Genomic DNA, 23,314 nt, shown 5'->3' with positions numbered 1-23,314 from the left:
GTGATAGTAGTAGGTGTTTTTCGATAGTTTATTTTGTGAGTAATGTGCCGGTGGCCTTCTCCAGGTTCACCTTGGCGATAAGGGCATCGTAGATGGCGGCGTAATAGTTGGTTTGGGCCTCGCGCAGGTCGGTTTCGGCGGTTACTACCTCCAGGTTGGTGCCCACGCCCTCCTGAAACTTAATTTTAGACACGCGGGCAATGTCTTCGGCCAGGGCCAGGTTCTCCTCCTGCGCCTTCAGCACATCGAGGGCGTTGGTAAGCTCGGTGGAGGCCTGCTTTAGCTCCAGGTCTATGCTTTGGCGCAGCGTCTCAAAGCCCAGCTTGGTGTTCTCCAAGGTCACGCGGCTCTGCTGTATCTGGTAATGCCTGCGCAGGCCATCGAAGATAGGTACCTGTAGTTGCGCGCCCACGTAGCCGTACTCCAGGTAATTGCTCGTTGTCGTGATGGCTTTGAAGTCGTTGCTGGCGGCATTGTAACCGTAGCGGGCATTTAAGTATAGTTTGGGCAGATACCCGGAGCGGATGTTGCGCACGTCCAGTTCGGCCAGGCTTTGCTGGGTCTCCAGCAGCGAGTACTCGATGCGGTTGCCGTAGTCGAAATTCTGTGGGTATACCTGGCTCATGTCTATGTCCACCTCTTCGAGCCTGTCGGTGAGCAGCACGGGCTGGTGCTGCGGCAGGCCCATCTGGTACTTGAGCAGGTTCTCGCTCAGCTGCAGCAGGCGCTGTGTTTTCTGCTGCTCTACCTTCAGGTTGTTGAGCTGCACGCGCAGGCGGTCCACGTCCAGTTTCTCGGCCACGCCGTTCTCAAACATCACGTTGGTCTGAAAAAGCAGCGTGTCGAGGCGGGTGATGTTCTGGTTAAGCAGCTGCATGCGCTCGCCGCTAACCAGCACGCTGTAGTAGGCTTTGCTCACCTGCTCGGCTACTTCTATCTCGCTTTGGGTGGTGGTTCTGCGCGAGAGTTCGGTGTAGGTTTTGGCCGCCTTCAGGCCAATCAGGTAAGAGCCATCAAAAACCAACTGGCTGGCAGAAACCACCGCATTGCTGGTGTAGGTTGGGGTGAAGGTGATGGGTACAAACGTGCCGGGCGGCGGCGAGTTAGGGTCATTCGGGTCGTTGAAGAACTCGGCCGGCAGGAAGGTTTGCTGCTGCACAAAGTTATCGCCCACCTCCAGCATCGCATCTATCTGCGGCAGGCCCATGGCGCGTATCTCTCCGACTCTGCCTTTGGCGCTTTTCTCCTCATTGCGGGTGGCCTGCAGGCTGGCTCTGTTCTTCAGGGCATAGGTTATGCTTTCCTGCAGGCTCAGGCGCATTGCCTCCTGCTGCTGCCCTTGCGCAAAGCTGCCACTGCACAGAGAAAGTATGGCAAGCAGCAGGCTGATCTGTTTTTTCATAATTTTAGTAGCTTGGTAGTGATCGGTAGTCGTTATTCTTCTTCGGTTATCTGCTTGTATTCATTGATGAGCTTGTGCCCCTTCAGAGTGGCCATTCCCAGCATGTAATGCTCCAGCACCGCCAGCTGCACTTGGCTGATATTGAACTCGTGCGACGGGAAAACTTCCCGGTTAAACGGCAACTCGATCAGGGCCAGACGCATGCGGGCCAGCACCTCCACATCCATGTCTTTGCGGTAGAGCCCTTCCTTTATGCCCCGACGGATGTTGCCCTTCACCTTCTCCAGCATGAAGCCGCTTTTGTGTTTCACCCACAGTTCCCAACTGTCAGGGTGATGCCTCTGCAAATCGTGAAAAATAGAGGGGTGCATGTCGGAAAACACCTGCTTGGTCAGTGTCATAATGCGGAAGAGCTCCTCCAGGGCGTTGGGAGCCTCACAGATGTACCCCTCGCACGACTCCTGAATGCTGCGCAGATAACAGGCCGTAGCGTCGTATACCACCTGGTCTTTGTTGCGGAACCACTTGTAAAGCGTCTTTTTCGACATGCCCAGGTGCTGGGCGATATCGTCCATCGACACACTCTTGAAGCCCCGCTGGCGGAACATTTCAAAAGCGGCCTTCAGGATTCTTAACTCTATTTCTGACTTCTCTGCTATCTCCATAGTGGTAGTTTGTGCGGCAAAACTATGGAAACATTTTTTGTTTCAAAAGTTTCCTGCTCTAAATTTCAAGGCGTTCACAAAGTCTATAAGCCTCATTTATAGCTTTTTTACAAAGCCAATGGCTCGCGCATTGCCGCTGTCAAATGCCAGGTTCCGGGACGAATCGCAGGGTTCTGTACACCAAGTTATACTTTCTGCAGACGAACCGGCGAGCATGCGTCTACCCTTCCCCCGGCAGGTGACACGGCAGTATCCTATAAAAAATTTCTTGCTTAAATGCCCAGCACCGAGCGCAGCTTGGAGTAACCCGTCCGGCTCAGGGGCACGCGTACCCCGCTCTTGAGCAGGGCCACATGGCTGTCTTTCTCCAGCGTTTCGATGCGGGTGAGTTGGGAAAGGGGGATAATGTAGGAGCGGTGGACGCGCACAAACTGCTTGGGGTCCAGCACACGCTCGTAGTAGCCCATGGTTTTCTTCTTCAGGAAGAGGCCTTCGGCAGTATATACTTTCACGTAGTCGTCATAGGCTTCCAAGTATAGCACGTCCTTTACCGGAATGATGCGGATGTCGTTGGCGGCTTTGACCACAATGCGCAGGTGCTCCTCGGGTTGCTTGGCGGGTACTTCGGCTAGCTCCTCTACCTTATTTTCCGTTGCCTTTACACGCTGCTTCTCCTGCCACTTTTTTACGGCCGCATCAAAACGTTCCTGGCTGAAGGGCTTGAGCAGGTAATCCACGGCGTTGGCCTCGAAAGCCTTCAGGGCGTACTCGTCAAAGGCAGTGGTAAAAATCACTCCGGGCGCCTGCTCCACCAGCTCCAGCATTTCAAAGCCGTTTATCTTGGGCATCTGGATGTCGAGGAAAACCAGGTCGGGGCGGTGCTGCTGGATAGCCTTTATCCCCTCAAAGCCATCGCCACACTCCTGCACCACCTCCATCTCCGGGTGCTTTTGCAGGTACTCTACCACAATGCTGCGGGCCAGCGGCTCGTCGTCTATAACTAAACACTTAATCATTTTTCTGCGGGATTTTAATGCTGGTAATAAACTGATCGTCCTGCTGCTGCGTCTGCAACAGGTCCTGCCGGGCGTAGAGCAGGTAGAGGCGGCGCTGCACGGAGCTTAGGCCGAAGCCGGTGCCGCGCTGCGGACGCGTGGTGGCGGGGTCGTAGGGGTTCTGCACCTGCAGCAGCAGGTGGTGGTCCTGGGCGGTGGCTTTTATACTTATCACCGTGTCACCAACGGTGTCGTAAAGGCCAAACTTGATGGCGTTCTCCACCACGGGCTGCAGCAACAGGACTGGCAGGCGCATGTTCATCGTTTCATTTTGTACTTCAATGGCAGTTTGCAGGCGGTGCCCAAAGCGCACTTTCTCTATTTCTAAGTATAACTCCAGCTGCTTGAGCTCATCAGAGAGGGGCACCTGCTGCTGATCGTCCTTGCGCAAAGTGCCGCGCAGAAAATCAGAAAGCTGTTGTATCATCCGGCGTGCCTGCTCCGGCCGGGCCACCACCAGCGCGCTGATGGAGTTGAGGCTGTTGAACAGGAAGTGCGGCTGCAGTTGCTGGCGCAGGGTATGGAGCTCCGCCTCCCGGGCCAGTTTCTCGGCAGTGGAACGGCGCTGCTCGTCCTGCTGCCGCTCCAAAGTATAAAACCAGAACCAGCTCAGCAGCAAAAGCAGCAGCACCAAGAGCCAGGTAAACACAAAGCGCACCGGCAGGGTGGCGTCCACAAAATCCAGGTACACCACATCCCCTTTGTGGATTCTGGTAGTGAGCCAGTAAAAGACCATGGTGCTGAGCACGGCCAGGCCCATGCTCCAGGCCAGCAGGTAAGCAGCCTCTTTTATACTTGGCTGGTAGTAGCGCAGCCCCGCCCCCATGGCATAACCCCCGATGGTGAGCAGCAGGTTGGTCAGCAAAGCATCCGACACTGCGACTGCCAGGCTAAAACCCGCCGTCCGGAGCAGCACGGTCTGCACCACTGCCCACAGCAGCGCCCATCCCAGGTAAGCAAGTATAATCCGGCTTGGAGACATGTGAATTGGGGAGTTTAGGAATTGGGGAGTTAGAGAGTTTGGGAGTTAGAAAGTTTAGGCGTAGTGAATCTGGTAATCATCAACTAACAACCAATAAGGTGACGGCTAAAGCACGCCTTGGTGTGGTTTAGGTTTCGTTGGTGGAGGTGGTTCTTCTGTTCTTCTTAACAATATAGTAGTAGCCTGCATTGATTAGCAAAGCAGCTGCTATAATCATATAGTACAGCCCTTTATCTAAGGTGTTCGTCACTTCATTTAGAACAACTGCAAGCAGAGCTGGTACAAGTAATAAAAGGAGTCGTCCACTCAACTTTCTTTGCTCACTGATATTGAAAAGCAAGCCGCTGAAGAAGCTATAAACTACAGCAGGTAACAGGTAAACTACTGGATACATAGATGCAGCATTTATATCTCCACCTTCTTTTATGTAGCCGAAGAGCAGGACAGTAAGGAACTGTAGAACTGCTACAACTATGAGGTAAATGCCAACTCTAAAATTTTCCATTCATTTCAATTGATTCCTATCACCAATAACTAGCAACCATTAACTAACAACTACTCTATACTTTAGTAGCTTTTGAGCTGGAGGCCGCCGAAGAGCGAGGTTCCTTTCAGGATCAGCACCTTGCTGGGGTCGTAGCCGCCGGGCATGACCGGGCGCTTGTCGTCGATGCCGCCCAGGATGGCCACCATTTCTGATTTTACCTCCCAGTGCGGTGGTATAATAAGCGTGGTGCCGCCAAAAATCTGCGTCGCCTCCAGCACAACCGGGTGCTGAATGTCGGCCTGGCTCAGGTTCAGCTCTGTGCCCCCAAACACACTCACCACCTCTCCGCCCAGGAAGTTCTTCGAGATGATGTTTTTCTTGATGCCCCCAAGTATGGCCACGGCGTCTACGATATCTTCTGTGCCGTATGTACTGTTTTCTGCAGTAGTGTATGTGCTGCTCTCCGGCTCAGGGGCTCCGCCCATACTTTCGTAAGTATACTCCGGCTGCCGGTTTTGCGTGGTGTGGCTGCCCGGAGCAGGCGGGAAAGTATGGAAGTGGTCCCGCCGGCCGCGTGGTTTCAGCATCACCCACAGGCCAATGCCAATGAGCAGGATCGGCCAGAAGTAAATGCGCAGGTTAAAGCCCGTCACCAGGTCGTTTATCAGGAAAATCGTGCCGAGGAGCACCAGAATCAGCCACCCCGGCTTGCGGAAGTTATGCCTGAAGCCAATGAAAAGGCCCAGAACGATTAAAAACATCTGCCACGAGAATACCCAGCCAGGCAGGAAGAAGATGTGCAGCTTCGAGGCAAGTATGGCCAGGCCCACCACAATCAGGAGCATGCCTGCTATCACTTTGCCGCTGGTGCCTCCACGGGGCTCGGGCCAGTGGTCGCCATAGTTTTGGTTCGAAGATTGATTTCTGTTTTCCATAGTTCCTTTCGTTTTAATTTCTATTGTAAAGGTACTGCAATTGTGCCCGCACGTCTATGGCTAATAGGCAGACCCGGGAGAGAAGTCGGTAAGCGGTAGGTTCGCGTCGGTAAGCTACGAAAGCTGGGGTGTTTCTGCAATTTACCGATGAAGTGAAGGGATTGGGTTGTTGTGGGTTATACTTGTATGGCTGTTCTTTCTATAGCTAGAGGTGAGCCATACTTTATACTCTTCTGAATCAGGATTTTCAGGATGAAAGGATTGAGAGGGTTTTATACTTGGGCTATACTTCCATCCCCGTCGTTGGCGCGAGTTTGCAACTCGTGCCTACTATGGCGTTGGGTTTGTAACCCGACTAGCTTAAAAAGTTATACTTCTGCTAAGCTTTTATACTTGTCAAGTCATACTTCACTAGCCACTGCTTCCTGCAACTGGAACCGAGCTATCCTTACTAGCCTCCGTTCATCCTCTAGTTCCCACCAGCGGCTCGTTTCATCTCCTGCTTTTTGCCCTCCCAGGCCGGGAGGCCTCGCCTTCGGGCATCGCGCTGCTTTCGCTTCCTGCCCTCGTACCTCGGGCTGCCTCGCCTCCAGCTCGTCACCGGAACCTCTCGAGGCGCTCAACCCAAAGGCTGGGAACAGAATCAATAGCCGCTGCCCTTGCTGTCATCTCGACCTTCGGGAGAGATCTGTTTAGAATTCCAGCCAGATTTATTTCTCACTGCGCTCGAGATGACAGTGAAAGGGCATAATTCCCCTCTCGGGAGGGGCAAGGGGTGTTTATACTCTTGCTGACAATTCCCCCTCCTCGGAGGAGTTGGGGTGGGTTTGTATTTTTGCAGATAAAACAGAGACTATAAAACTTTTATTTTGGAAGTAGTAATCACAGACTCCCCTCCTTAGACAAGGAGGGGGCAGGGGTGGTTGGACCCGGCATTACAGAACTCAGCATGACCTAAATAGAGGCGGAACGCGTCAATTTATTATCTTTGCATTATGGTTGAGAACATACAACAAGTAGCACAAGAGATAGAGGCCGCGTCGCTTACCAACGCTGCCGAGTTGGAGCAATTCCGCATTGCCTACATGGGGCGCAAGGGCCGCATCGCGGACCTTTTTGACGGGCTGAAGACGGTAGCGCCGGAGCAGCGCCGTGAGGTGGGCCAGCAACTGAATGCCCTGAAAAACCGCGCCCAGGAGCGCTTCGACCAGGCGCAGGAGCAACTGGCCAGCGCCGCCGACAATGCCAGCGACACAGGCTTCGATTTTACCCTACCAACCATACCTAATACACTGGGCACGCGCCACCCGCTCTCGCTGGTGCGCCAGGAGATCGTGCGCATTTTTGAGCGCATCGGCTTTAACGTGGCAGAGGGCCCGGAGATGGAGGACGACTGGCACAACTTCTCTGCCCTGAATTTCCCCGAAAATCACCCGGCCCGCGAAATGCAGGACACCTTCTTCCTGAGCGAAAACAAAGAGAAACTGCTCCGCACCCATACTTCTACCGTGCAGGTGCGCCTGATGGAAAACAACCAGCCGCCGCTACGCAGCATCATGCCGGGCCGTGTATACCGCAACGAGGCCATCTCAGCGCGTGCGCACATGGTGTTCCACCAGGTAGAGGGCCTGTACGTAAACAAAGGCGTGAGCTTTAAAGACCTGAAAGAGACGCTATACTACTTCGCCAAGGAGATGTTCGGTCAGGACACGCAGATCCGCTTCCGTCCGTCGTTCTTCCCATTCACTGAGCCTAGCGCCGAGATTGACATTACCTGCTTCATCTGCAAAGGCGAAGGCTGCAACATCTGCAAAAGCAGCGGCTGGGTAGAGATTGGCGGCTCGGGCATGGTAGACCCTGCCGTTCTCCAGAGCTCCGGCATCGACCCGGAAGTATACTCGGGCTTTGCTTTTGGCATGGGCATCGAACGTATCACGATGCTAAAGTACCAGATAAAGGACCTGCGCCTCTTCACCGAAAACGACGTGCGCTTCCTGCGTCAGTTTGAAGGGGTAATATAGTTTTGATGGATGACCACGTAGAAGAGTGAATGTTTTGCCGTACAAGTATAGCAGAGCATTCACTCTTCTCTCTTATAAGTATAAGCTAAAGCCATGAAGCTAGAGGATATCAAAACCATAGGCGTAGTCGGTGCCGGAACCATGGGCCAGGGCATTGCGCAGATTTGCGCGCAGGCAGGGTATAAAACCATCCTGTTCGACATCAACGCACAGGTACTGGAGAAGGCGCAGCAGACCACCATTCAAAACCTCGACAAGGGTATTGAGCGGGGCAAGCTGACCGAGGCCCAGAAAGCGGCTGCCCTTTTGAACATCACCTATACTAGCGACACGCTGCAACTACATTGCGATGTAGCCATTGAGGCAGTGGTGGAACGGCTGGAGGTAAAGCAAAGCATCTTCAGAGACCTGGCTGGCATCAACTCCCCCGACACCATACTTGCCTCCAACACGTCCTCTATTCCGATAACGCAGATTGCTGCTGCCGTACCCAACCCGGAGCGCGTAGTGGGCATGCACTTCTTTAACCCGGCCCACATCATGAAGCTGGTGGAGGTGATCTCCGGCGCGGCCACCTCCCCGGAGGTAGCCCAAACCATCAAACAGCTGGCAGAAAAGCTGGATAAAACGGCTGTAATGGCCAAAGACTCCCCTGGCTTTATCGTGAACCGCGTGGCGCGCCATTATTACGTGGAGAGCCTGAAGTTGCTGGAAGAGGGCGTAGCTGACGTAGAAACGATAGACAAGTTAATGCAGGCCAGCGGCTTTAAGATGGGGCCTTTTGAACTAATGGATTTGATTGGTGTGGACACCAATTTCTCGGTCACCTCCTCCATGTTCGAGGCATTCCACTACGACGCTAAGTTCAGGCCAAGCCGCATTCAGCAACAGAAAGTAGATGCGGGGCACCATGGCCGCAAGTCGGGTAAAGGATTTTATACGTATGAGAAATAAACTACTGCTACTGCCCCTGCTGGCCATACTTGCCGGTGCCTGCAGCAAGAACAGCAGCAACAGCCCCATTATACCCAACGTGCCCGTAAACACCCAGCTCAACATAAACAGTCAGCTGTACCCCGAACTTCGCCAGGATGGTGGCTACGCTTACCTGCTGGAGGGCTACAAGGGCATTATCGTGGTGCGGCAGAACGCCAGCAGCTACCTGGCCTTTGAGCGCACCTGCACCTACGACCCCGGCAACGACTGCCTGCTGGAGGTAGACCAATCACGGCTATACATTACCGACCCTTGCTGCGGTTCTCAGTTCAACCTGCAGGGCCAGGTCATTGGCGGTCCGGCCATTTCAGCTCTAAGGCAGTACAGAACTTCTTTGGTAGCCTCCACGCTCTACATTAGCAATTAAATTTTTTAGATTGATTTCCAGCAAATTAATCTTACTGGAAAGATTTTTTTGAGACCATACTTGCGTATTAAGCTTAACTGCCGTAATATTGCATCATCAAACGGCGAGACAGTTGCCGGCGATAACATAACATTCCTCCTTAGCTCAGTTGGTTAGAGCACCTGACTGTTAATCAGGGGGTCCCTGGTTCAAGCCCAGGAGGGGGAGCAGAAGCCACTCAGAAATGAGTGGCTTTTTTGTTTTGTATACTATAGCTCAGCGTTAAAGGCAGTTACTCAACCCCTCCTGCACCTGACGCAACTGGCTAGTTATTATGCAGCACGCTTTCTGTAGCAAAGCCTGCTTTGTCCAATGCTGTGCATATAGTTTTGTCGGTATCACTGACTCTTAGGTAAAGATGCGAGCCATCGCCAGGTAATTGTGTGGCAACGGCAGCTAAAAACGTAGGTAAGGCTTTGTGTGCGTCCGCGTGGCAGTAAATCCCATCAAGCATCACCGCCCCATGGTGCAAGCAGGCACTATCCTTTTCAGCATGTTTCATCTCCGGGTGCCTCCATACACAAGCTGCCAGGCGTCCGTCTTTTACCAAAGTATAGGCCTGCTCGCCGTTCTCGAATCGTTGCACACTCTCTTTCATAAACTCCCAACGTGTGATGCTCCCTCCGTCCGCGTCAAAATCGAGGAGATCACACAGGCTGTTGACTTTTACAGGAGCACCATCAGTTGCATCGCTTTTAACCGGATCGATTTTAAAGACAATGCTTTTACCTCCGCTGCCTTCCTCCACACTGCCCCGCTCGGCCAGGGCACCTATACTTCCATGCCTGGCTAATTTCAGCTTTTCTTTCCCAAGTTTTACCTTCTTATCAATAGAGCGCTTCACGTACTTTAGGTTGATACCTGCACCAGAGAACAATGCCTTACTCCCCTCCTTCAGGTAGTCATAGTATAACTTGGTAGATAAAGCATCCCACTGGCTTGTGATACAGAGTTCGTAGAGCTGATCGTGTGTATTGGCTAGCCTCTCTTTGTACTCGTGCCCTCCTGGGGTTAGGTCAAAGGCCTGGTACCCTTTTCCGTACAAATGCTGCCCAAGCATTACCATGATTAAATAGCCTGGGGAGTACTTGCCGTAAAGAGGTGAGTGCGTGTTTATACCGGCACCGTGAACCCACCTGTTTTTGCCCTCGGTAGCCACAAGAGAGGCAGCGATATGCCCGTTCACCCTCAGCACCGCTACATGAAGTATGTTTTGCCTGTAGAGGGCCAAAAGGAACTCCTTTTTCTGCAGGTTCTTTCTGAACGGTGTTTTATTCAGTGTCACCGCTTTCCGGAAGTCATACTGGTCGGCAAGTTCATCCAGTACAGAAACAAAGGCGTCATAGTCCGTAATCTGCTCATAGGTAAGATTGCCAACCCTGCTCAAGCGGTTGCGGCCCTCCCTGAACTGTTTTTTGCTGAAGAGTTTCCCCACATTGGGGGCAGTAAAGTCCATCACCGGCCGCAGGAACGGGCGGATAACGTGTCGTCTGCTCCAGTAGCCCCCATCTAACCAGCCGAGTGGGGTTTGCGGAGGGATATACTTAAACGTGATTTTTTGCCCGGGAAATTTCTGTCTGACCAGTGTTAGCGCCTTCTTTATAAATCCATTGTCGTCATAATCCGCCACAAGCCAGGTATGGTAGTAGGCGCTCCAGCCTCCGGCAGCCGTAATTCCAAGTTCTTTTACATCCTTAGCCAGCGTCAGAAGGCCTGTTAGCCTGCCTCCTGTTTCTTCTTTTATCACGATAGGCAGATGTTGCTGATGGTATATCTGATACCACACGCTTACATATTCATGGCTCTGGAAAACAGTGGCCCAGGGGCACGATTGGTAAAGGCTGGACCAGCTAAGCAAAAAGCTGTTGTCTGAAAGCAGTTGTAAAACGCTCTCCCCTGTTATAACCTCGATCTTTACCACCCTCTCCTCAGTCAGGATCGGTTTACTTGGCTGGTTTAATTGCATATATTATATGTTACTTGTTTATGACTCCGACAACCATGGTCCAGGCAGCCCAAAGTATGATTATTCTAATCACAAGTAATACGATGCAAACCAGAATCAAGTAAGCAGAACACCTTGATAAAATTCAAAAAAATTTCAGAATATATCAGTTGATAGCTATACTAGGTGAGCCTCCTTTTATGTGTTTGGGGTGGCGATGTAAAAAACAAGCGGGCCGGGTGCATCACCCGGCCCGCTTCAAATATGGGCTTATACTTTGCTTATGTGATTGACTATGCTGTAGGCACAGAAGTATGAGATGAGACAGAGGCCGAAGCGGCCACAATGCCCTCATTGGCAATGGCACTCCATTTGTTAGCCGTTTGCAGCTCCTCAGCCAGCATCAGGTTAACCTCGCGGCTGTAAAACTCCAGGCATACATCCTGCGCCTTAGCGTCACGGGGAGTGAAACGCAGCTCTATCTGATCAATTACTTTGGTTCCGTTCGATTCGCGGCTCAGGTTCGATACGCTGCACTTCTTCATATCGGCAAGGCTCACTACCTTCTGCTGCTCCCGGTCCTTGAACTTTCTCACATAAAACAGCTTGTGCTGCCTCTCATCAAGGCCGATGCCGTAGCAATCATCCCAGAACTCATGCTTTGTTAACTTTAGCTGCTGCGCCTCGCCCTGTGTAATAAACTCATGCAACTGCTTCTCAGCTTTCCTTTTCTGTACCCTTTGGATGTACATAATTGGCACCACAAACAGCGCCAGCGCAACTATTCCTATAATTATGGTTGATAAATCCATCTTGCTATACTTCTTTTTATATAATAAACTACACGCCACGGCAAAGCATGCACCAACATGCCAGCAGGGCTTTAAAGAGGCTGAGCCGCACCCAGCCGTTACCGGAAGTATAGCTGAATTACCAGAAGTAGTGGAAGGGGAAGATGATTTCCCGAACGGTCAGGCTCAGGCAGATTAACCTGGAACGCAGCACCTGTTGCGAAACAAGGCTTTGCACCTGTAGCTCAAGCGCATAACCCCGCGCCAATAAACCGCCCGCGTTGCCTTTGGATGGTGGCGCTGGTTGGCTTTGTGCAGTATTTACCCGCTCCTCTGCCCGCTGCAGGCCCGACAGCTTGTACAGCTCGTTTGCCGACAGCTTGTCCGGCTCTTTATTGGCTGCAGGCGCCTGGGGCAACGTATGCACTGCCTCGGCATAGCGTCCCTGCTCCGAGCCGGAGAAGCCCAGCACGGCAAAGGCAAAGAGCAGTATGTACTTTACAAAGTGGCGCACGTTACAAATCTACAAGGTTATACAGTAACCACATAACCCCACCTCCAGATTATTTTAATCACACATTTGATAAGCGCAGCCCACCGCAAGCTTTATACTTTTGTGCCGTAATACCTCGCCTGCCAACCTTTTAAAGGGCTTAGCAGTAAATATACATGGCAATATTGTCATACTTGCGCTGGCCGGCGAGTTGCCGTGTTTACTACAGGCCGGGGCACCATCTAAAGTATAAAACCATGAAAACTATAAAACCATTCCTGATGATGCTGCTCGTGCTGCTTGCCTTCACGATGAGCAGTTGCGAAGTGATAGGAGACATCTTTAAGGCAGGCATGTGGACAGCCCTCGTTATTATCGTGCTGATCGTGCTGCTGATTACCTGGCTATTCCGCAAGTTCAGGAGATAAACGAGACAAGCATAAAACAGAAAAAGGGACCTTAACCAGGTCCCTTTTTCTGTTTTATGCTTTGTTGGAGTTACTTCTTGGTTCGTTTCGGCATGGTGCCCAGAATATAGTCCCACAGCGGTGAGGACACCCCAAAGGCAGCCTCCGGATCCTTGTAATGGTGAATGCTATGGTTAATCCAGAGTTCTTTCAGGAAGTTTTTGGGCGGCGGATAGGCATGCACCACATAGTGCACCAGCAGGTACATGGCGTAGCCAAACAGCAGGCCGGCCACTACCCCGAACACAAAAGTGCCGAAGACTATCTTGAAGATAAAGAAGAAGGCCGAAGCGTAAAGTATACTTACAATCGGAGGCATGGCCAGTCGCTCCTTGTCTTTCGGGAACTCGTGGTGGTTACCATGGAACAGGTACTGCAGGCGCGCCTTAAAGGGCGTATCCGTGTCCATGTGGAAAACGTAGCGGTGCGCCAGGTACTCAATCAGCGTAAAAATAAACCACCCCAGGAAAAAGAAGCCGATGGCCTCTAAAATACTGATAAATCCGTGGGTAATGCCGTAGTAGATTAGCCCGGTTGCAATGATTAGGAAGATGGAGATAGGCACGGCGATGTGCGTCCTGGTCATCTTCTCCAGAACCGGATTCTTGAAAAGCTGTGCGCTTCCTTTGTGATTAGGTTTCATAGTTGGGTTGCTGTATCAGTTAGTGCTGCAAAACTACTTATTTTTTAAAGTTTAGCCACCAATTACCTCCGGTATAAAGTTTATTAACGTGGTGTCGGTGCTATAGGTTAAGCAGGGTTAACAGGTTATCCGCAGAGGCTTGGGCGTCTGAGAGCGCAATGGTTGCGCGTTCGTAGAACTGCTTTCGGTGGGTTAATGTTTCGGCCAGGAAGGAATTTAATTCTGCAGGGCTTTTGCCAGCCAGGAGCGGCCGCTCTTCCAGGCCCTGTGCTAAAAGTCTCTCTACCAGCTGCTCTACCGGCACATTCAGGTAGATGCTGGTGCCATGCTGGTTGATGTAATTTATGTTATCAAAAAAGCAGGGAGCCCCGCCCCCGGTAGAGATCACGGCCTGTTCATGGGCTTGCACCACCTCCTCCAGCGCCTGCCGCTCCAGCCTCCGGAAGTGCTCCTGGCCCTGCCGCTCAAAAATCTGCGCTATACTTTGCCCCTCACGCTGCACCAGGTACTCGTCCAGGTCCACGAACGTATAGCCAAGCCGCCCGGCCAGTTGCCGCCCCAGCGTGGTTTTGCCGCTGCCCATCATGCCTATCAGGAAGATTCGCATTGGTTTCAAGTATAGATTGTGATGCTAACAGTAAGCGCAGCTGTCATTAAGAGATCCATAGCATCGTACGCTCAGATATCCTCCAGCGCCCATTCACGTTCTCAAACTCTATCAGCTCCCCCTTTCCGCACTTTGTGCTACAGAAGAACTCGTAGTACAAAACTCCTTTGTTCCGCTGCTTATTCCATTGGATTTCAGAAAGGCTTACTTGGCCGATGGCGTTTTGTATCTGCTCAGGTTCCAATTCATAAATCAAATCAGCGCCCTCTAAAGAACCGACTTTGAAAGTACAGGCCTGGAAATCGGAAGCGCTATACTTTAGTTGAGGGTCATGCAGACGTAAAAACGTAGTGCTACTGTCTGCATCGTACTTTCTCAGCATCTGCCTCATAGGGCTATCTGCCCCCTGCCTTCCCCAAAGCGCGGCAATAAACTCATCGAACACATATTTATGATGATTCTTGTGGCTAATATAGATTGTCTTAAGCCCTGACGTATCTTTTGCCACCTCTTGCTTCAGCTCCTGCAATTTCGCATTACCCGCATTAAAAGCAGCTACAGAATCCGGGTCATTAAGTTTATCTAACTCATCTTTCAGCACATCCGCTTTCTCTCCGAGGTACAGGTAATAGAATTCGTTTTCTACCAGCTCAATGAGCAGATCATTGTACACCTGTAGCTGCGGATTGCTTGTTTCGTACTTGCATACTCCATACGTTGCACTTTCCTCTTTACAGGAAGCCAAAGTAAGTATGAAGAACAGTACAAGAAGTAGCTTATTCCTCATGTTCCGTCAGCGCCTCTTTTACCTCCTCTATACTGGGGGTGTCGTTATGGTGCCATTTGCCTTTTACGATGCCGTCCTGCAGCAGCACGAGGCCAGGGTTGGAGCGGATAATGGTCTTCAGCACAGTGCCGTCGCCGAAATAGTAAGGTACAGCCAGGTTTACCTCGTGGCGGAACTTCTCGAAGTCGGCGGAGCTGCTGCTGGTTACTACCATGGGCGTAATACCGGCTGCCTCTGCGGCCTTCACCAATGCGTTTATGTCTTTGATGTTATCCGTCTCTGCCTTGGCCACGCTGTGCACAATTATCAGCAGCTTTTTGCCTGTCAGTACCTCCTGCGTGTGGTCGCCCTCATCGTTCCACACGTTAAAGTCCGTGATCTTGGGGCCTGCCTCCGGGTTTATGGCCACCATCTGCTTAAAAGTATAGGTGGTATCCATCGGGTACTCTTCAAACTCCTCGTCCTGCCCGTTTTTGGTCAGGATATACTTGTAGCGCAGCGGCTCCGATGGTTTCATGAGCTCCGGGATGTTGTTGCCCACTTTATAAGCCCTGAAGTCGATGTAAGGTAGGTGCTCGTAAGCATACCACCCCACCGCCACCGACAGCGCTGTGACAATAATGGTGATAATGGCCCCTGAGGAGGCGCGCATGAAGGGCTGCAGGTACTGCTGCGTAAACAGGAGCACCACAATCATCACCAGCAGCACCACGTCCTTCGTGAACGACTCCCACGGCGTCAGCTTAATGGCATCGCCAAAGCAGCCACAGTCGGTCACCTTGTCGAAGTATGCCGAATAGAAGGTAAGGAACGTGAAGAACACAATCATGATAAGCAGCAGCCACAGCACCGCCTTTAGCTGGTAGCGCACCAGCAGCGCCACGCCCAGCACAATCTCTGCCGCGCTCAGGAAGATGGACAAAAACAGTGAGTAAGGCTCAAAGCTCTTGAAAAACGGCGCGATGTCCTGCGAGAAGACATCAAAATACTCCTCCAACTTAATAGCCGTGCCCACCGGGTCGTTTATCTTAATCAGCCCCGAAAAAATGAACAGCACCCCTACAAAGAGCCAGAAGAATTTACTGATAAACTTCATCTTTTAAGTTTGAGAGTTAAAGAGTTTGGGAGTTAGAGAGTCGCAACACCTGCGTCTTAACAGTTAGAAAGTTAGAAGGTTAAAAAGTTAGTGATTTATACTTTTAGCCCATGCCCTTAACTGACCTTCTCTGCATACCCGGCCTTGATAAGCGCAAACACGGCGTAGTTTATCATGTCGCGGTAGTTGGCCTCCACGCCCTCCGAAATCAGCGTTTGCCCTTCGTTGTCCTCTATCTGCTTGGTGCGGTAAAGCTTCATCAGGATGATGTCGGTGATGGAACTCACGCGCATGTCGCGCCAGGCCTCGCCGTAGTCGTGGTTCTTAGCGTTCAGCAGCTGGATGTTTTCCTCGATGTGGCGCGTATACTCCCGCTCCACCTCCTCGGCCGAAAGGCTCAGCGGAGCGTCGGCGGGCAGATTGAGCTGCATCAGCGCAATCACGCAGTAGTTGATGATGCCCACAAACTCACTGTTGATGTCGTCGGCCACCAGCTGTTTGCCTTTTTCCTGGATAGAGCGGATGCGCTGGGCCTTGATGAAGATCTGATCTGTGATAGACGGAAGCCGCAGCACGCGCCAGGCAGTGCCATAGTCCTTGGTTTTCTTCACAAAGGTATCCTTGCAGCGCTGTACTACCTGATTATATTCCTGCAGTGTTTGACTAATCAACTTTTTAGCTTTAATTTTAAAAATAATTGACGCAGATGCCAACATTGGAAGCGAAAGATACGCTTTTTAAGAAAAAATCCACACTAAACTCCCGCGGAAAGCTCCTCTCGCTGGAGGTGCCACTCGTGATGGGCATCCTGAACCTGACCCCGGATTCCTTTTTCCCGGGTAGCCGCCTGAACTCCGCCGAGGAGGCCGTGCGCAAGGCAGAACAAATGCTGGCCGATGGCGCTGACATACTGGACATTGGCGGTTACAGCACCCGCCCAGGTGCTGCAGAGGTTACCTCGCAGGAGGAGCAGGACCGCATTCTACCCGCCATCGAGGCCATCCTTCAGAACTTTCCCGAAGCGATTATTTCCGTCGATACTTTCCGGGCCGATGTGGCCGAGGCAAGTATGGCCGCCGGCGCCCACATCATCAACGACGTGGGAGGTGGGCTGCTGGACGAGGCCATGTTTGAGACCGTTGCCCGGCTGCAGGTGCCTTACATCCTCATGCACATGCGCGGCACGCCGCAGACAATGGCCAGCCTGACAGAGTATAACAATTTGGTGCTAGACGTGCTGGACGAGATGCGTGTGCAACTGGCCAAGCTCCAGCAACTCGGCGTGAAGGACATCATCCTGGATCCCGGCTTCGGGTTTGCCAAGACGGTGGATCAGAACTACGAGCTGCTGCGCCACCTGGAGGAGTTCCGCATCTTTGGGCTGCCAGTGCTGGTGGGTATGTCGCGCAAGTCCATGGTCTATAAATCGCTGGGTATAAACCAGGCCGATGCCTTAACGGGCACAATAGCCGTGAACAGTGTGGCGTTGATGAAGGGAGCCGACATTTTGCGGGTGCACGACGTAAAAGAAGCTAAGCAAACCATTGTACTTTTAGAGAAAACAAAACTTTGATTTTTTTATTTTCCATAGGGTTCCTAGAGATTGAGCTGCTCGATATCATCGATATCCTGCTTGTTACAGCGCTGCTTTACCAGCTATACAAGCTGCTGACGGGCAGTGTAGCCTTGAAGATCTTCCTGGGCCTGCTCTCCATTTACCTGCTTTACCTGGTGGTACGGGCTGCCGGCATGGAGCTGCTCAGCATTATACTAGGGCAATTCATGGGTGTGGGTGTACTGGCGGCCATCATTCTCTTCCAACCCGAGATCCGGCGCTTCCTGCTGCTTATCGGCAAAACCACCTCCCTGAACCACGAGCGCTTTTGGGGTGGCTTCCCGTGGCGCCGCGAGCAGAGCGAGAAACTGAGCCTCACGCCCTTTATTGAAGCGGCCAAATCGCTGGCGGCTAAAAACACGGGTGCCCTGATTGTGTTTGCCAAAAGCTCGGAGCTGAAGTACTATGCCGAGTCCGGCGACCTGATTGATGCCGTGATTTCGAAGCGTTTGCTGATGTCCATCTTCAACAAGAACAGCCCACTGCACGACGGCGCCGTGATCATCTCAGGCAACCGCATCAAGGCGGCCCGCTGTATACTTCCAGTATCAGAAAACCAGGAGATTCCGGCCTCTATGGGCCTGCGCCACCGCGCTGCTATCGGCCTGACCGAGATCACAGACAGCGTGGTACTGGTGGTGTCGGAGGAGACAGGACAGATTGCCCTGGTGCGCAACGGGGAGGCCTACCGCAACCTCACCTCCGCCGACCTGCGCCTGAAGCTCAACCAGTTCCTCTTCGATACCGATCAGAAACCAGCCACCGCCCCTGCCTCCGAGAAATCCGTCAGCGCGGCGTAAACTTTATACTTAAGGGGATTATACTCTGTAGGATTCATCAGCTCCCGCGAGAACGGGTTCTATAGATCCTGAAGATACTTTAAAGGGGGTAAGGAGCTTGTCTTAACGCAGCATAAGCGAGTCTGGAGACTCGCCACCCACTGTGCGTCACCGGTTGGATACCGGCGCCAGGCATTTATACTTTCTAACTTTTTAACCTTCTAACTTTCTAACTCTCTAACTCCCTAACTCATACTTCACAGTCTTCCCGCCCGGCGGTACCATACCAGCCAGTAGGAAAGAATGCCCAGACCGGGCAGCAGCCACAGTGCCGCCATCCAGAGCAGGCGCTGCGTCAGAGTATAATCTGACCGGAAAACAAGGTGATAAAGGGCTGCAGCCACCAGCAGGTAGTTGAGCGATACCAGCAGAAAAATAGCCGGATTGCGTTCGAACAACTCCATGGGCTAAAACAGTTTTTCGCTAACGAACCACATCAGGTACAGCAGCGCCGGCGCGATAAGCAGCAGGATAGTGCCCAGGTTTACGCGCGTCCACTGCGGGTTCAGCAGCATACTCAGGTAGGCCTCCACCGACAGCAGCAGCGAGAAGTAGAACGTTATCTGCAACAGGGTATATACAATGTTAGCCTCCCCGCGCATATCAGCGGTAGTATAAGCCAGAAACGAGATCACTATCCACGACATCACGGTACCCAACAACACCTGCCCCGGCTTTATCTTTATGTTGTTCATACTTCTGATTTACCTTGAGTTTGATACAAGGTACAAAAAATAAAGCCACCCCCATAGCAGGAGTGGCTTTTCTATACTTTGGTGTGGGTTATACTTACTTGATCACACCCAGTTCTTTGCCAACCGTCACGAAGGCGTCGATACACTTGTCGATGTGCTCTTTGTCGTGCACGGCGGAGAGTTGCACGCGAATACGGGCCTGGCCTTTTGGAACAACCGGATAGTAGAAACCAATTACGTAAATGCCTCTGTCGAGCATGCGGGCGGCAAACTCCTGCGCCAGTGGGGCATCGTAAAGCATAACCGGTACAATCGGGTGGTCGCCTGGCTTGATGTCGAAACCGGCCAGCGTGATCTGCTCGCGGAAGTACTTGGTGTTCCACTCCAGCTTGTCGCGCAGCTCGGTAGTAGAGCTCAGCATGTCCAGCACGGCGATGGAAGCACCCACAATTGATGGAGCCAGAGAGTTGGAGAACAGGTATGGGCGCGAGCGCTGACGCAGCATGTCGATGATCTCCTTGTGGCCAGACGTGAAGCCGCCCATGGCGCCGCCCAGGGCTTTACCCAGCGTGCCTGTGATGATATCGATCTTGCCCATCACGTTGTGGTACTCGTGCACGCCACGGCCTGTTTTGCCCATAAAGCCAGTCGAGTGCGAGTCGTCCACCATGATCAGGGCTTTATACTTATCGGCTAGTGCCACGATTTTATCCAGCTGGGCCACTGTGCCATCCATCGAGAAAGAACCGTCGGTTACGATGATGCGGTGCTTGGTGTTGGCATTTACGGCCTCCTGCAGCTTTGCCTCCAGGTCCTCCATGTTGTTGTGCTCGTAGCGGAAACGCTGGGCCTTGCACAGACGCACGCCGTCAATAATAGAGGCATGGTTCAGGGCATCAGAAATAATGGCCGACTCGGCATCGAACAGCGGCTCGAACACGCCCCCGTTAGCGTCAAAGGCGGCGGCGTACAGGATAGTATCCTCTGTGCCCAGGAACTCAGAAATCTTACGCTCCAGCTCCTTGTGGATATCCTGCGTGCCGCAGATAAAGCGCACCGAGCTCATGCCGTAGCCGTGCGTGTCGATGGCCTCTTTGGCAGCGTTAATCACCTTGGGGTGGGCAGAAAGGCCCAGGTAGTTGTTGGCGCAGAAGTTTAGCACATGGGCCATCTGCGTGGTATCGATGTCAGCGCCCTGCGGGGTGGTGATGATACGCTCCTGCTTATACAAGCCCGCCTCTTTTATCTCGGCAAGCTGCTTCTCTAAGTCTGGTTTTAAGGTTTCGTACATAGTTTCGTTTATCGTTATATCGTTGCTAGTTACTTGCTTTTTCAAGTGTGCTTACAGGCCGGTGGCGTCACCCGTCTCGTCAGGTGTGGGCGGCGGGCGGCGCATGATGGGCCTGGGCCTTGGCGGCTTTGGCTTCGGTTGCTGCGGTGGTTGCTCCACCTCCTTTTCAGGAGGATTTATACCTGCGTTCTCCGCTTCCGATGCTTCGGCAGGCGGTTTCTGCAAGGCTACCGGCCGCTTGATGACCGGCCTTGGGCGCGGAGGGGTTGGCTTTTCCGCTGCCGCAGGTGCGGATGTCTCCGGTATACCTTGCTCCTCCTTCGGCTCGGCTTCCGGCTTTTGCAGCGCCACCGGCCGTTTTATAACTGGCCGTGGCCGAGGTGGTTTTGCGGGCGTCTCTTCAGCCGGTGCTTGGTCCGGTGTTGGCTGCTCCTCCTGCGGCGGCTGCAAGGCAGTCGGCCTTTTCATCACCGGGCGTGGCCTTGGCGGCTTTGGTGCGTCAGCCGGCGCTTCTCCTTCAGCCGGTTTTATACTTTCATTTGATGGCACGGCAGCTGTAGTTCCCTCCTCGGGTTGCTGCAAGGCCACAGGTCGCTTGATAACCGGGCGCGGCCGGGCAGCTGGTTTTGCCGCCTCCTCAGTAGTCTCCGGCTTTTCTATACTTTCAGCATCCGCAGGTTTAAGGATAACCGGCCGCTTAACCACTGGTCTTGGCCGCGCGGCAGGTTTAGCCTCTTCTGTCTCTGCTGCTTCTGGTTTTTCTGTAGCCTCCTCAGCGGCTGGCTTTTGCATGGCAGCAGGGCGGCGCACCACCGGCCGTGGTTTGGCTATACTTTCTTCGGGAGTCGCGGCTTCTTCAGCAGCTGGTTTGGGTGCCACGGCCCTGCGCACGGCAGCCGGGCGTGCGGCGGCCGGCTCTGGCTTGGGCACGTCCTGCTCGGCCAGGTGGTAACGCAGGCGCACGTCGTTTAGCACCATCTTCACCTGCACCAGAAAACTGTTGGGGTGCATCTGGGCGTACATTTCCCGCCACGCCGCAAAGCGCGCAGGGTCAGCCGCTTCAAAAGCCGCCTTGTTAATCCGCTTTTTTACCAGAAACTCCTCAAATGTCATAGGCTACAGGCCATTAGTGGCGCAAGTTACGGTTTCAGGCTCAATTTGGCTATTCGTGCGCCACTTTGCCGCCGCATCCCTACAAAGATAAGAAAATCCGGATGCCATGCCGGGCAGGTTACCCCTACTTTACGGCCGGTTACCTTATCGTTAAATCTGCCTAAGGCGCTTTTTTGGCCCCTCCGGCAGGCCTACCTTTGTTACCAAGGTGAAAATAAAAGGTTAGTTTTGATTAGGTTGATGAGAGGCCGCAGACCCTGAGTGTGCGGCTTCTCCATTTTACCCCCTCCTGCCCCAGGTTTCTTGGTAAGTATACTTTCAGGATTGCACCGAATTCGGTTACTTTGTGCAAAGATTTTTAATTCGCTATGGCAAACACAAGTGACACGGTATTGGTGATAGGCGCCTGCGGACAGCTGGGCTCCGAACTGACAATGGAGCTGCGCAAGATGTACGGAGATGCAAACGTGGTGGCGGCAGACATCTCAACCCCCAAGCAAGCCGACCTGCGCGACTCAGGCCCTTTCGAAAAGGTGGATGTGCTGGACACAAACGTGCTGGCTGAGCTGGCCTCCAAGTATAAGTTCAAGCAGATTTACCACCTGGCGGCTGTGTTGTCGGCAACCGGCGAGAAGAACCCCAAATTTGCCTGGAAGCTGAACATGGACGGCCTGTTTAACGTGCTGGACCTGGCCCTGGAGCAGAAGGTGGAGCGCGTGTACTGGCCGAGCTCTATTGCCGTATTCGGCCCGAGCACACCGCGCCAAAACACGCCGCAGCAAACGGTTATGGACCCCAACACCGTGTACGGCATCAGCAAGCAGGCTGGTGAGCGCTGGTGCGAGTACTACTTCCAGAAGTATGGCCTGGACGTGCGCAGCCTCCGTTACCCTGGCCTGATTGGCTACAAGGCCCTGCCCGGCGGCGGCACCACCGACTACGCCGTGGACATCTACCACAAAGCCATTGAGGGCGAGAACTTTGAGTGCTTCCTGAGCGAGAACACCTACCTGCCCATGATGTACATGCCTGATGCCCTGAAGGCCACGCTGGACCTGATGCACGCCCCGGCAGAAAGTATAAAAGTGCGCGACTCTTATAACCTGAGCGCCATGAGCTTCTCGCCGAAGGAGATTGCCGCCTCTATTAAAAAGCACATCCCGGAGTTTGAGATAACCTACAAGCCGGACTCTCGCCAGAAGATTGCCGACTCGTGGCCGCAAAGTATAGACGACAGCGCCGCCCAGCAGGACTGGGGCTGGAAGCCAGCCTTCGACCTGGACGCCATGACCGAGGACATGCTGGTGAACCTGAAGAAGATGAAACAGGAGCAGGCCGTATAGCTGCAGCTCTTACAAGTATAAAGTATAAGAAAGGCGGTGCGGTTGCATCGCCTTTTTCTTTTTAGCCGCAGTACCTCCTTCAAAATTAAACTGCAGCTTACTTGCACACTTCTAAAGCAACTCTAACATGCCCCGGCTGAAAGTATAAACATCTACCTTAACCCATATTCTCACCCAAACGTCTATACTGCTATAACCGGCAGCAGCGCTATACTGATAGAAAAGGTCATGGTAAAAGAATCAAACGACGAAGAGCTCAGGAGGGTAATATTTGAGCGGGAGAAGGTAATCGTGAAGTTTACAGATGTAGACTGCCCGGTGTGTAAGGTCATGCGGCCGAAGTATAATATGATGTCTGATGAGCCGGCTTTCAGGGAAATATACTTCATGCGCATGAGCGCCCACGAGAATCCTGTTTCCAGTCAGGAGGTAAAACTGACGGGCACCCCGTTCTTTGCCATCTACCACAGGGGCATGCTTATCGATTGCGGCATACTGTCCACTGAGGAGGAAGTGCGCCAGATGCTGCAAAAGCTACAGAACCTTTCCTGAACCCGCCTTTCTTTCGGAACGACCTTTGCCCTATAGCTGTTATCAAAATCCTGTGCTACCTTGCGCCGCTTTTTTAAACAGCTGAAAA

The 23,314-nt window shown here is 52.7% G+C and carries 26 protein-coding genes and 1 tRNA gene; 9 read left to right on the top strand and 18 right to left on the bottom strand.

The genetic code is table 11. The annotated features are described in order from the left end of the window. Positions 1–28 precede the first annotated feature (28 nt). The 6 genes from BM040_RS11630 to BM040_RS11605 all read right to left on the bottom strand — a co-directional run bounded on the left by BM040_RS11630 (position 29) and on the right by BM040_RS11605 (position 5,526). The gene (locus BM040_RS11630; RefSeq protein ID WP_092101295.1) at positions 29–1,402 is read right to left on the bottom strand and encodes a TolC family protein; all 1,374 of its coding nucleotides are present in this window, start codon (positions 1,400–1,402) and stop codon (positions 29–31) included. Positions 1,403–1,434: 32 nt separating this feature from the next. Next, positions 1,435–2,067, bottom strand: coding sequence for a TetR/AcrR family transcriptional regulator (locus BM040_RS11625; RefSeq protein ID WP_092101293.1), 633 nt, complete (start codon positions 2,065–2,067; stop codon positions 1,435–1,437). 272 nt (positions 2,068–2,339) lie between these two features. Then, positions 2,340–3,083 carry a LytR/AlgR family response regulator transcription factor gene (locus BM040_RS11620; protein WP_092101291.1) on the bottom strand — a complete coding sequence of 248 codons (744 nt, stop codon included), beginning with the start codon at positions 3,081–3,083 and terminating at the stop codon, positions 2,340–2,342. Beyond that, entirely contained in the window at positions 3,076–4,104 is a 1,029-nt protein-coding gene (locus tag BM040_RS11615) for a sensor histidine kinase (RefSeq protein WP_092101289.1), read from the bottom strand. Before BM040_RS11615 ends, BM040_RS11620 begins: the two co-directional genes overlap by 8 nt. A 127-nt stretch (positions 4,105–4,231) precedes the next feature. Beyond that, entirely contained in the window at positions 4,232–4,609 is a 378-nt protein-coding gene (locus tag BM040_RS11610) for a hypothetical protein (protein ID WP_092101287.1), read from the bottom strand. Between the two features lie 62 nt (positions 4,610–4,671). Further along, on the bottom strand, positions 4,672–5,526 hold the full coding sequence (locus tag BM040_RS11605; protein WP_092101285.1) for a LiaF transmembrane domain-containing protein: 855 nt from the start codon (positions 5,524–5,526) through the stop codon (positions 4,672–4,674). 995 nt (positions 5,527–6,521) lie between these two features. Here BM040_RS11605 and pheS point away from each other — a divergent pair. The 4 genes from pheS (at position 6,522) to BM040_RS11585 (ending at position 9,117) form a co-directional block, all read left to right on the top strand. Beyond that, positions 6,522–7,547 (top strand): phenylalanine--tRNA ligase subunit alpha, encoded by a 1,026-nt coding sequence (pheS, locus tag BM040_RS11600; protein WP_092101283.1) that lies wholly within the window; start codon positions 6,522–6,524, stop codon positions 7,545–7,547. Positions 7,548–7,640: 93 nt separating this feature from the next. Then, positions 7,641–8,501 carry a 3-hydroxyacyl-CoA dehydrogenase family protein gene (locus BM040_RS11595; RefSeq protein ID WP_092101281.1) on the top strand — a complete coding sequence of 287 codons (861 nt, stop codon included), beginning with the start codon at positions 7,641–7,643 and terminating at the stop codon, positions 8,499–8,501. Next, positions 8,491–8,910 (top strand): Rieske (2Fe-2S) protein, encoded by a 420-nt coding sequence (locus BM040_RS11590; protein WP_139217796.1) that lies wholly within the window; start codon positions 8,491–8,493, stop codon positions 8,908–8,910. Before BM040_RS11595 ends, BM040_RS11590 begins: the two co-directional genes overlap by 11 nt. A gap of 133 nt (positions 8,911–9,043) precedes the next feature. After that, positions 9,044–9,117, top strand: a tRNA-Asn gene (locus BM040_RS11585). 97 nt (positions 9,118–9,214) lie between these two features. Here the strand turns inward: BM040_RS11585 and BM040_RS11580 are convergent. The 3 genes from BM040_RS11580 to BM040_RS11570 form a co-directional block, all read right to left on the bottom strand. Next, complete coding sequence (locus BM040_RS11580; protein ID WP_092101279.1) at positions 9,215–10,915, bottom strand: GNAT family N-acetyltransferase; 1,701 nt, start codon at positions 10,913–10,915, stop codon at positions 9,215–9,217. A 272-nt stretch (positions 10,916–11,187) separates the two neighbouring features. Then, the gene (locus BM040_RS11575) at positions 11,188–11,706 is read right to left on the bottom strand and encodes a hypothetical protein (RefSeq protein ID WP_092101277.1); all 519 of its coding nucleotides are present in this window, start codon (positions 11,704–11,706) and stop codon (positions 11,188–11,190) included. Between the two features lie 118 nt (positions 11,707–11,824). After that, complete coding sequence (locus BM040_RS11570) at positions 11,825–12,199, bottom strand: hypothetical protein (protein ID WP_092101275.1); 375 nt, start codon at positions 12,197–12,199, stop codon at positions 11,825–11,827. Positions 12,200–12,435: 236 nt separating this feature from the next. On the opposite strand from BM040_RS11570, the gene BM040_RS21755 reads away from it, so the two are divergent. Continuing rightward, on the top strand, positions 12,436–12,606 hold the full coding sequence (locus BM040_RS21755) for a hypothetical protein (RefSeq protein ID WP_170114003.1): 171 nt from the start codon (positions 12,436–12,438) through the stop codon (positions 12,604–12,606). Positions 12,607–12,676: 70 nt separating this feature from the next. On the opposite strand, the gene BM040_RS11565 is transcribed toward BM040_RS21755, so the two are convergent. The 5 genes from BM040_RS11565 to BM040_RS11545 all read right to left on the bottom strand — a co-directional run bounded on the left by BM040_RS11565 (position 12,677) and on the right by BM040_RS11545 (position 16,449). Further along, positions 12,677–13,288 carry a sterol desaturase family protein gene (locus tag BM040_RS11565; RefSeq protein WP_092101273.1) on the bottom strand — a complete coding sequence of 204 codons (612 nt, stop codon included), beginning with the start codon at positions 13,286–13,288 and terminating at the stop codon, positions 12,677–12,679. Between the two features lie 100 nt (positions 13,289–13,388). Next, entirely contained in the window at positions 13,389–13,895 is a 507-nt protein-coding gene (locus BM040_RS11560; RefSeq protein WP_245756194.1) for a shikimate kinase, read from the bottom strand. A gap of 46 nt (positions 13,896–13,941) precedes the next feature. After that, positions 13,942–14,682 carry a hypothetical protein gene (locus BM040_RS11555; protein WP_092101271.1) on the bottom strand — a complete coding sequence of 247 codons (741 nt, stop codon included), beginning with the start codon at positions 14,680–14,682 and terminating at the stop codon, positions 13,942–13,944. Then, on the bottom strand, positions 14,672–15,778 hold the full coding sequence (locus BM040_RS11550) for a BT_3928 family protein (protein ID WP_092101269.1): 1,107 nt from the start codon (positions 15,776–15,778) through the stop codon (positions 14,672–14,674). Before BM040_RS11550 ends, BM040_RS11555 begins: the two co-directional genes overlap by 11 nt. 116 nt (positions 15,779–15,894) lie before the next feature. Beyond that, complete coding sequence (locus tag BM040_RS11545) at positions 15,895–16,449, bottom strand: DUF1599 domain-containing protein (protein WP_092101497.1); 555 nt, start codon at positions 16,447–16,449, stop codon at positions 15,895–15,897. Between the two features lie 35 nt (positions 16,450–16,484). On the opposite strand from BM040_RS11545, the gene folP reads away from it, so the two are divergent. Next, entirely contained in the window at positions 16,485–17,351 is an 867-nt protein-coding gene (folP, locus tag BM040_RS11540; protein ID WP_175491049.1) for a dihydropteroate synthase, read from the top strand. Next, positions 17,348–18,193, top strand: a complete 846-nt coding sequence (gene cdaA / locus BM040_RS11535) for a diadenylate cyclase CdaA (RefSeq protein WP_092101265.1) — start codon at positions 17,348–17,350, stop codon at positions 18,191–18,193. Before folP ends, cdaA begins: the two co-directional genes overlap by 4 nt. 236 nt (positions 18,194–18,429) lie before the next feature. Here the strand turns inward: cdaA and BM040_RS11530 are convergent, their stop codons facing one another. The 4 genes from BM040_RS11530 to BM040_RS11515 form a co-directional block, all read right to left on the bottom strand. After that, positions 18,430–18,636 carry a PLDc N-terminal domain-containing protein gene (locus BM040_RS11530; protein ID WP_092101263.1) on the bottom strand — a complete coding sequence of 69 codons (207 nt, stop codon included), beginning with the start codon at positions 18,634–18,636 and terminating at the stop codon, positions 18,430–18,432. A gap of 3 nt (positions 18,637–18,639) precedes the next feature. Then, the gene (locus tag BM040_RS11525; protein WP_092101261.1) at positions 18,640–18,927 is read right to left on the bottom strand and encodes a hypothetical protein; all 288 of its coding nucleotides are present in this window, start codon (positions 18,925–18,927) and stop codon (positions 18,640–18,642) included. Between the two features lie 94 nt (positions 18,928–19,021). Beyond that, on the bottom strand, positions 19,022–20,218 hold the full coding sequence (kbl, locus tag BM040_RS11520) for a glycine C-acetyltransferase (RefSeq protein WP_092101259.1): 1,197 nt from the start codon (positions 20,216–20,218) through the stop codon (positions 19,022–19,024). A 51-nt stretch (positions 20,219–20,269) separates the two neighbouring features. After that, positions 20,270–21,331 carry a hypothetical protein gene (locus BM040_RS11515; RefSeq protein ID WP_092101257.1) on the bottom strand — a complete coding sequence of 354 codons (1,062 nt, stop codon included), beginning with the start codon at positions 21,329–21,331 and terminating at the stop codon, positions 20,270–20,272. 368 nt (positions 21,332–21,699) lie between these two features. On the opposite strand from BM040_RS11515, the gene BM040_RS11510 reads away from it, so the two are divergent. Both BM040_RS11510 and BM040_RS11505 read left to right on the top strand, forming a co-directional pair. Then, entirely contained in the window at positions 21,700–22,674 is a 975-nt protein-coding gene (locus BM040_RS11510) for an NAD-dependent epimerase/dehydratase family protein (protein WP_092101255.1), read from the top strand. A 228-nt stretch (positions 22,675–22,902) separates the two neighbouring features. Then, entirely contained in the window at positions 22,903–23,226 is a 324-nt protein-coding gene (locus BM040_RS11505; protein WP_092101253.1) for a thioredoxin domain-containing protein, read from the top strand. Positions 23,227–23,314: the final 88 nt, after the last annotated feature.

This window comes from Pontibacter chinhatensis (genome assembly GCF_900113285.1).
Taxonomy (GTDB): domain Bacteria; phylum Bacteroidota; class Bacteroidia; order Cytophagales; family Hymenobacteraceae; genus Pontibacter; species Pontibacter chinhatensis.
This window is presented reverse-complemented; position numbering and strand designations above follow the sequence as displayed.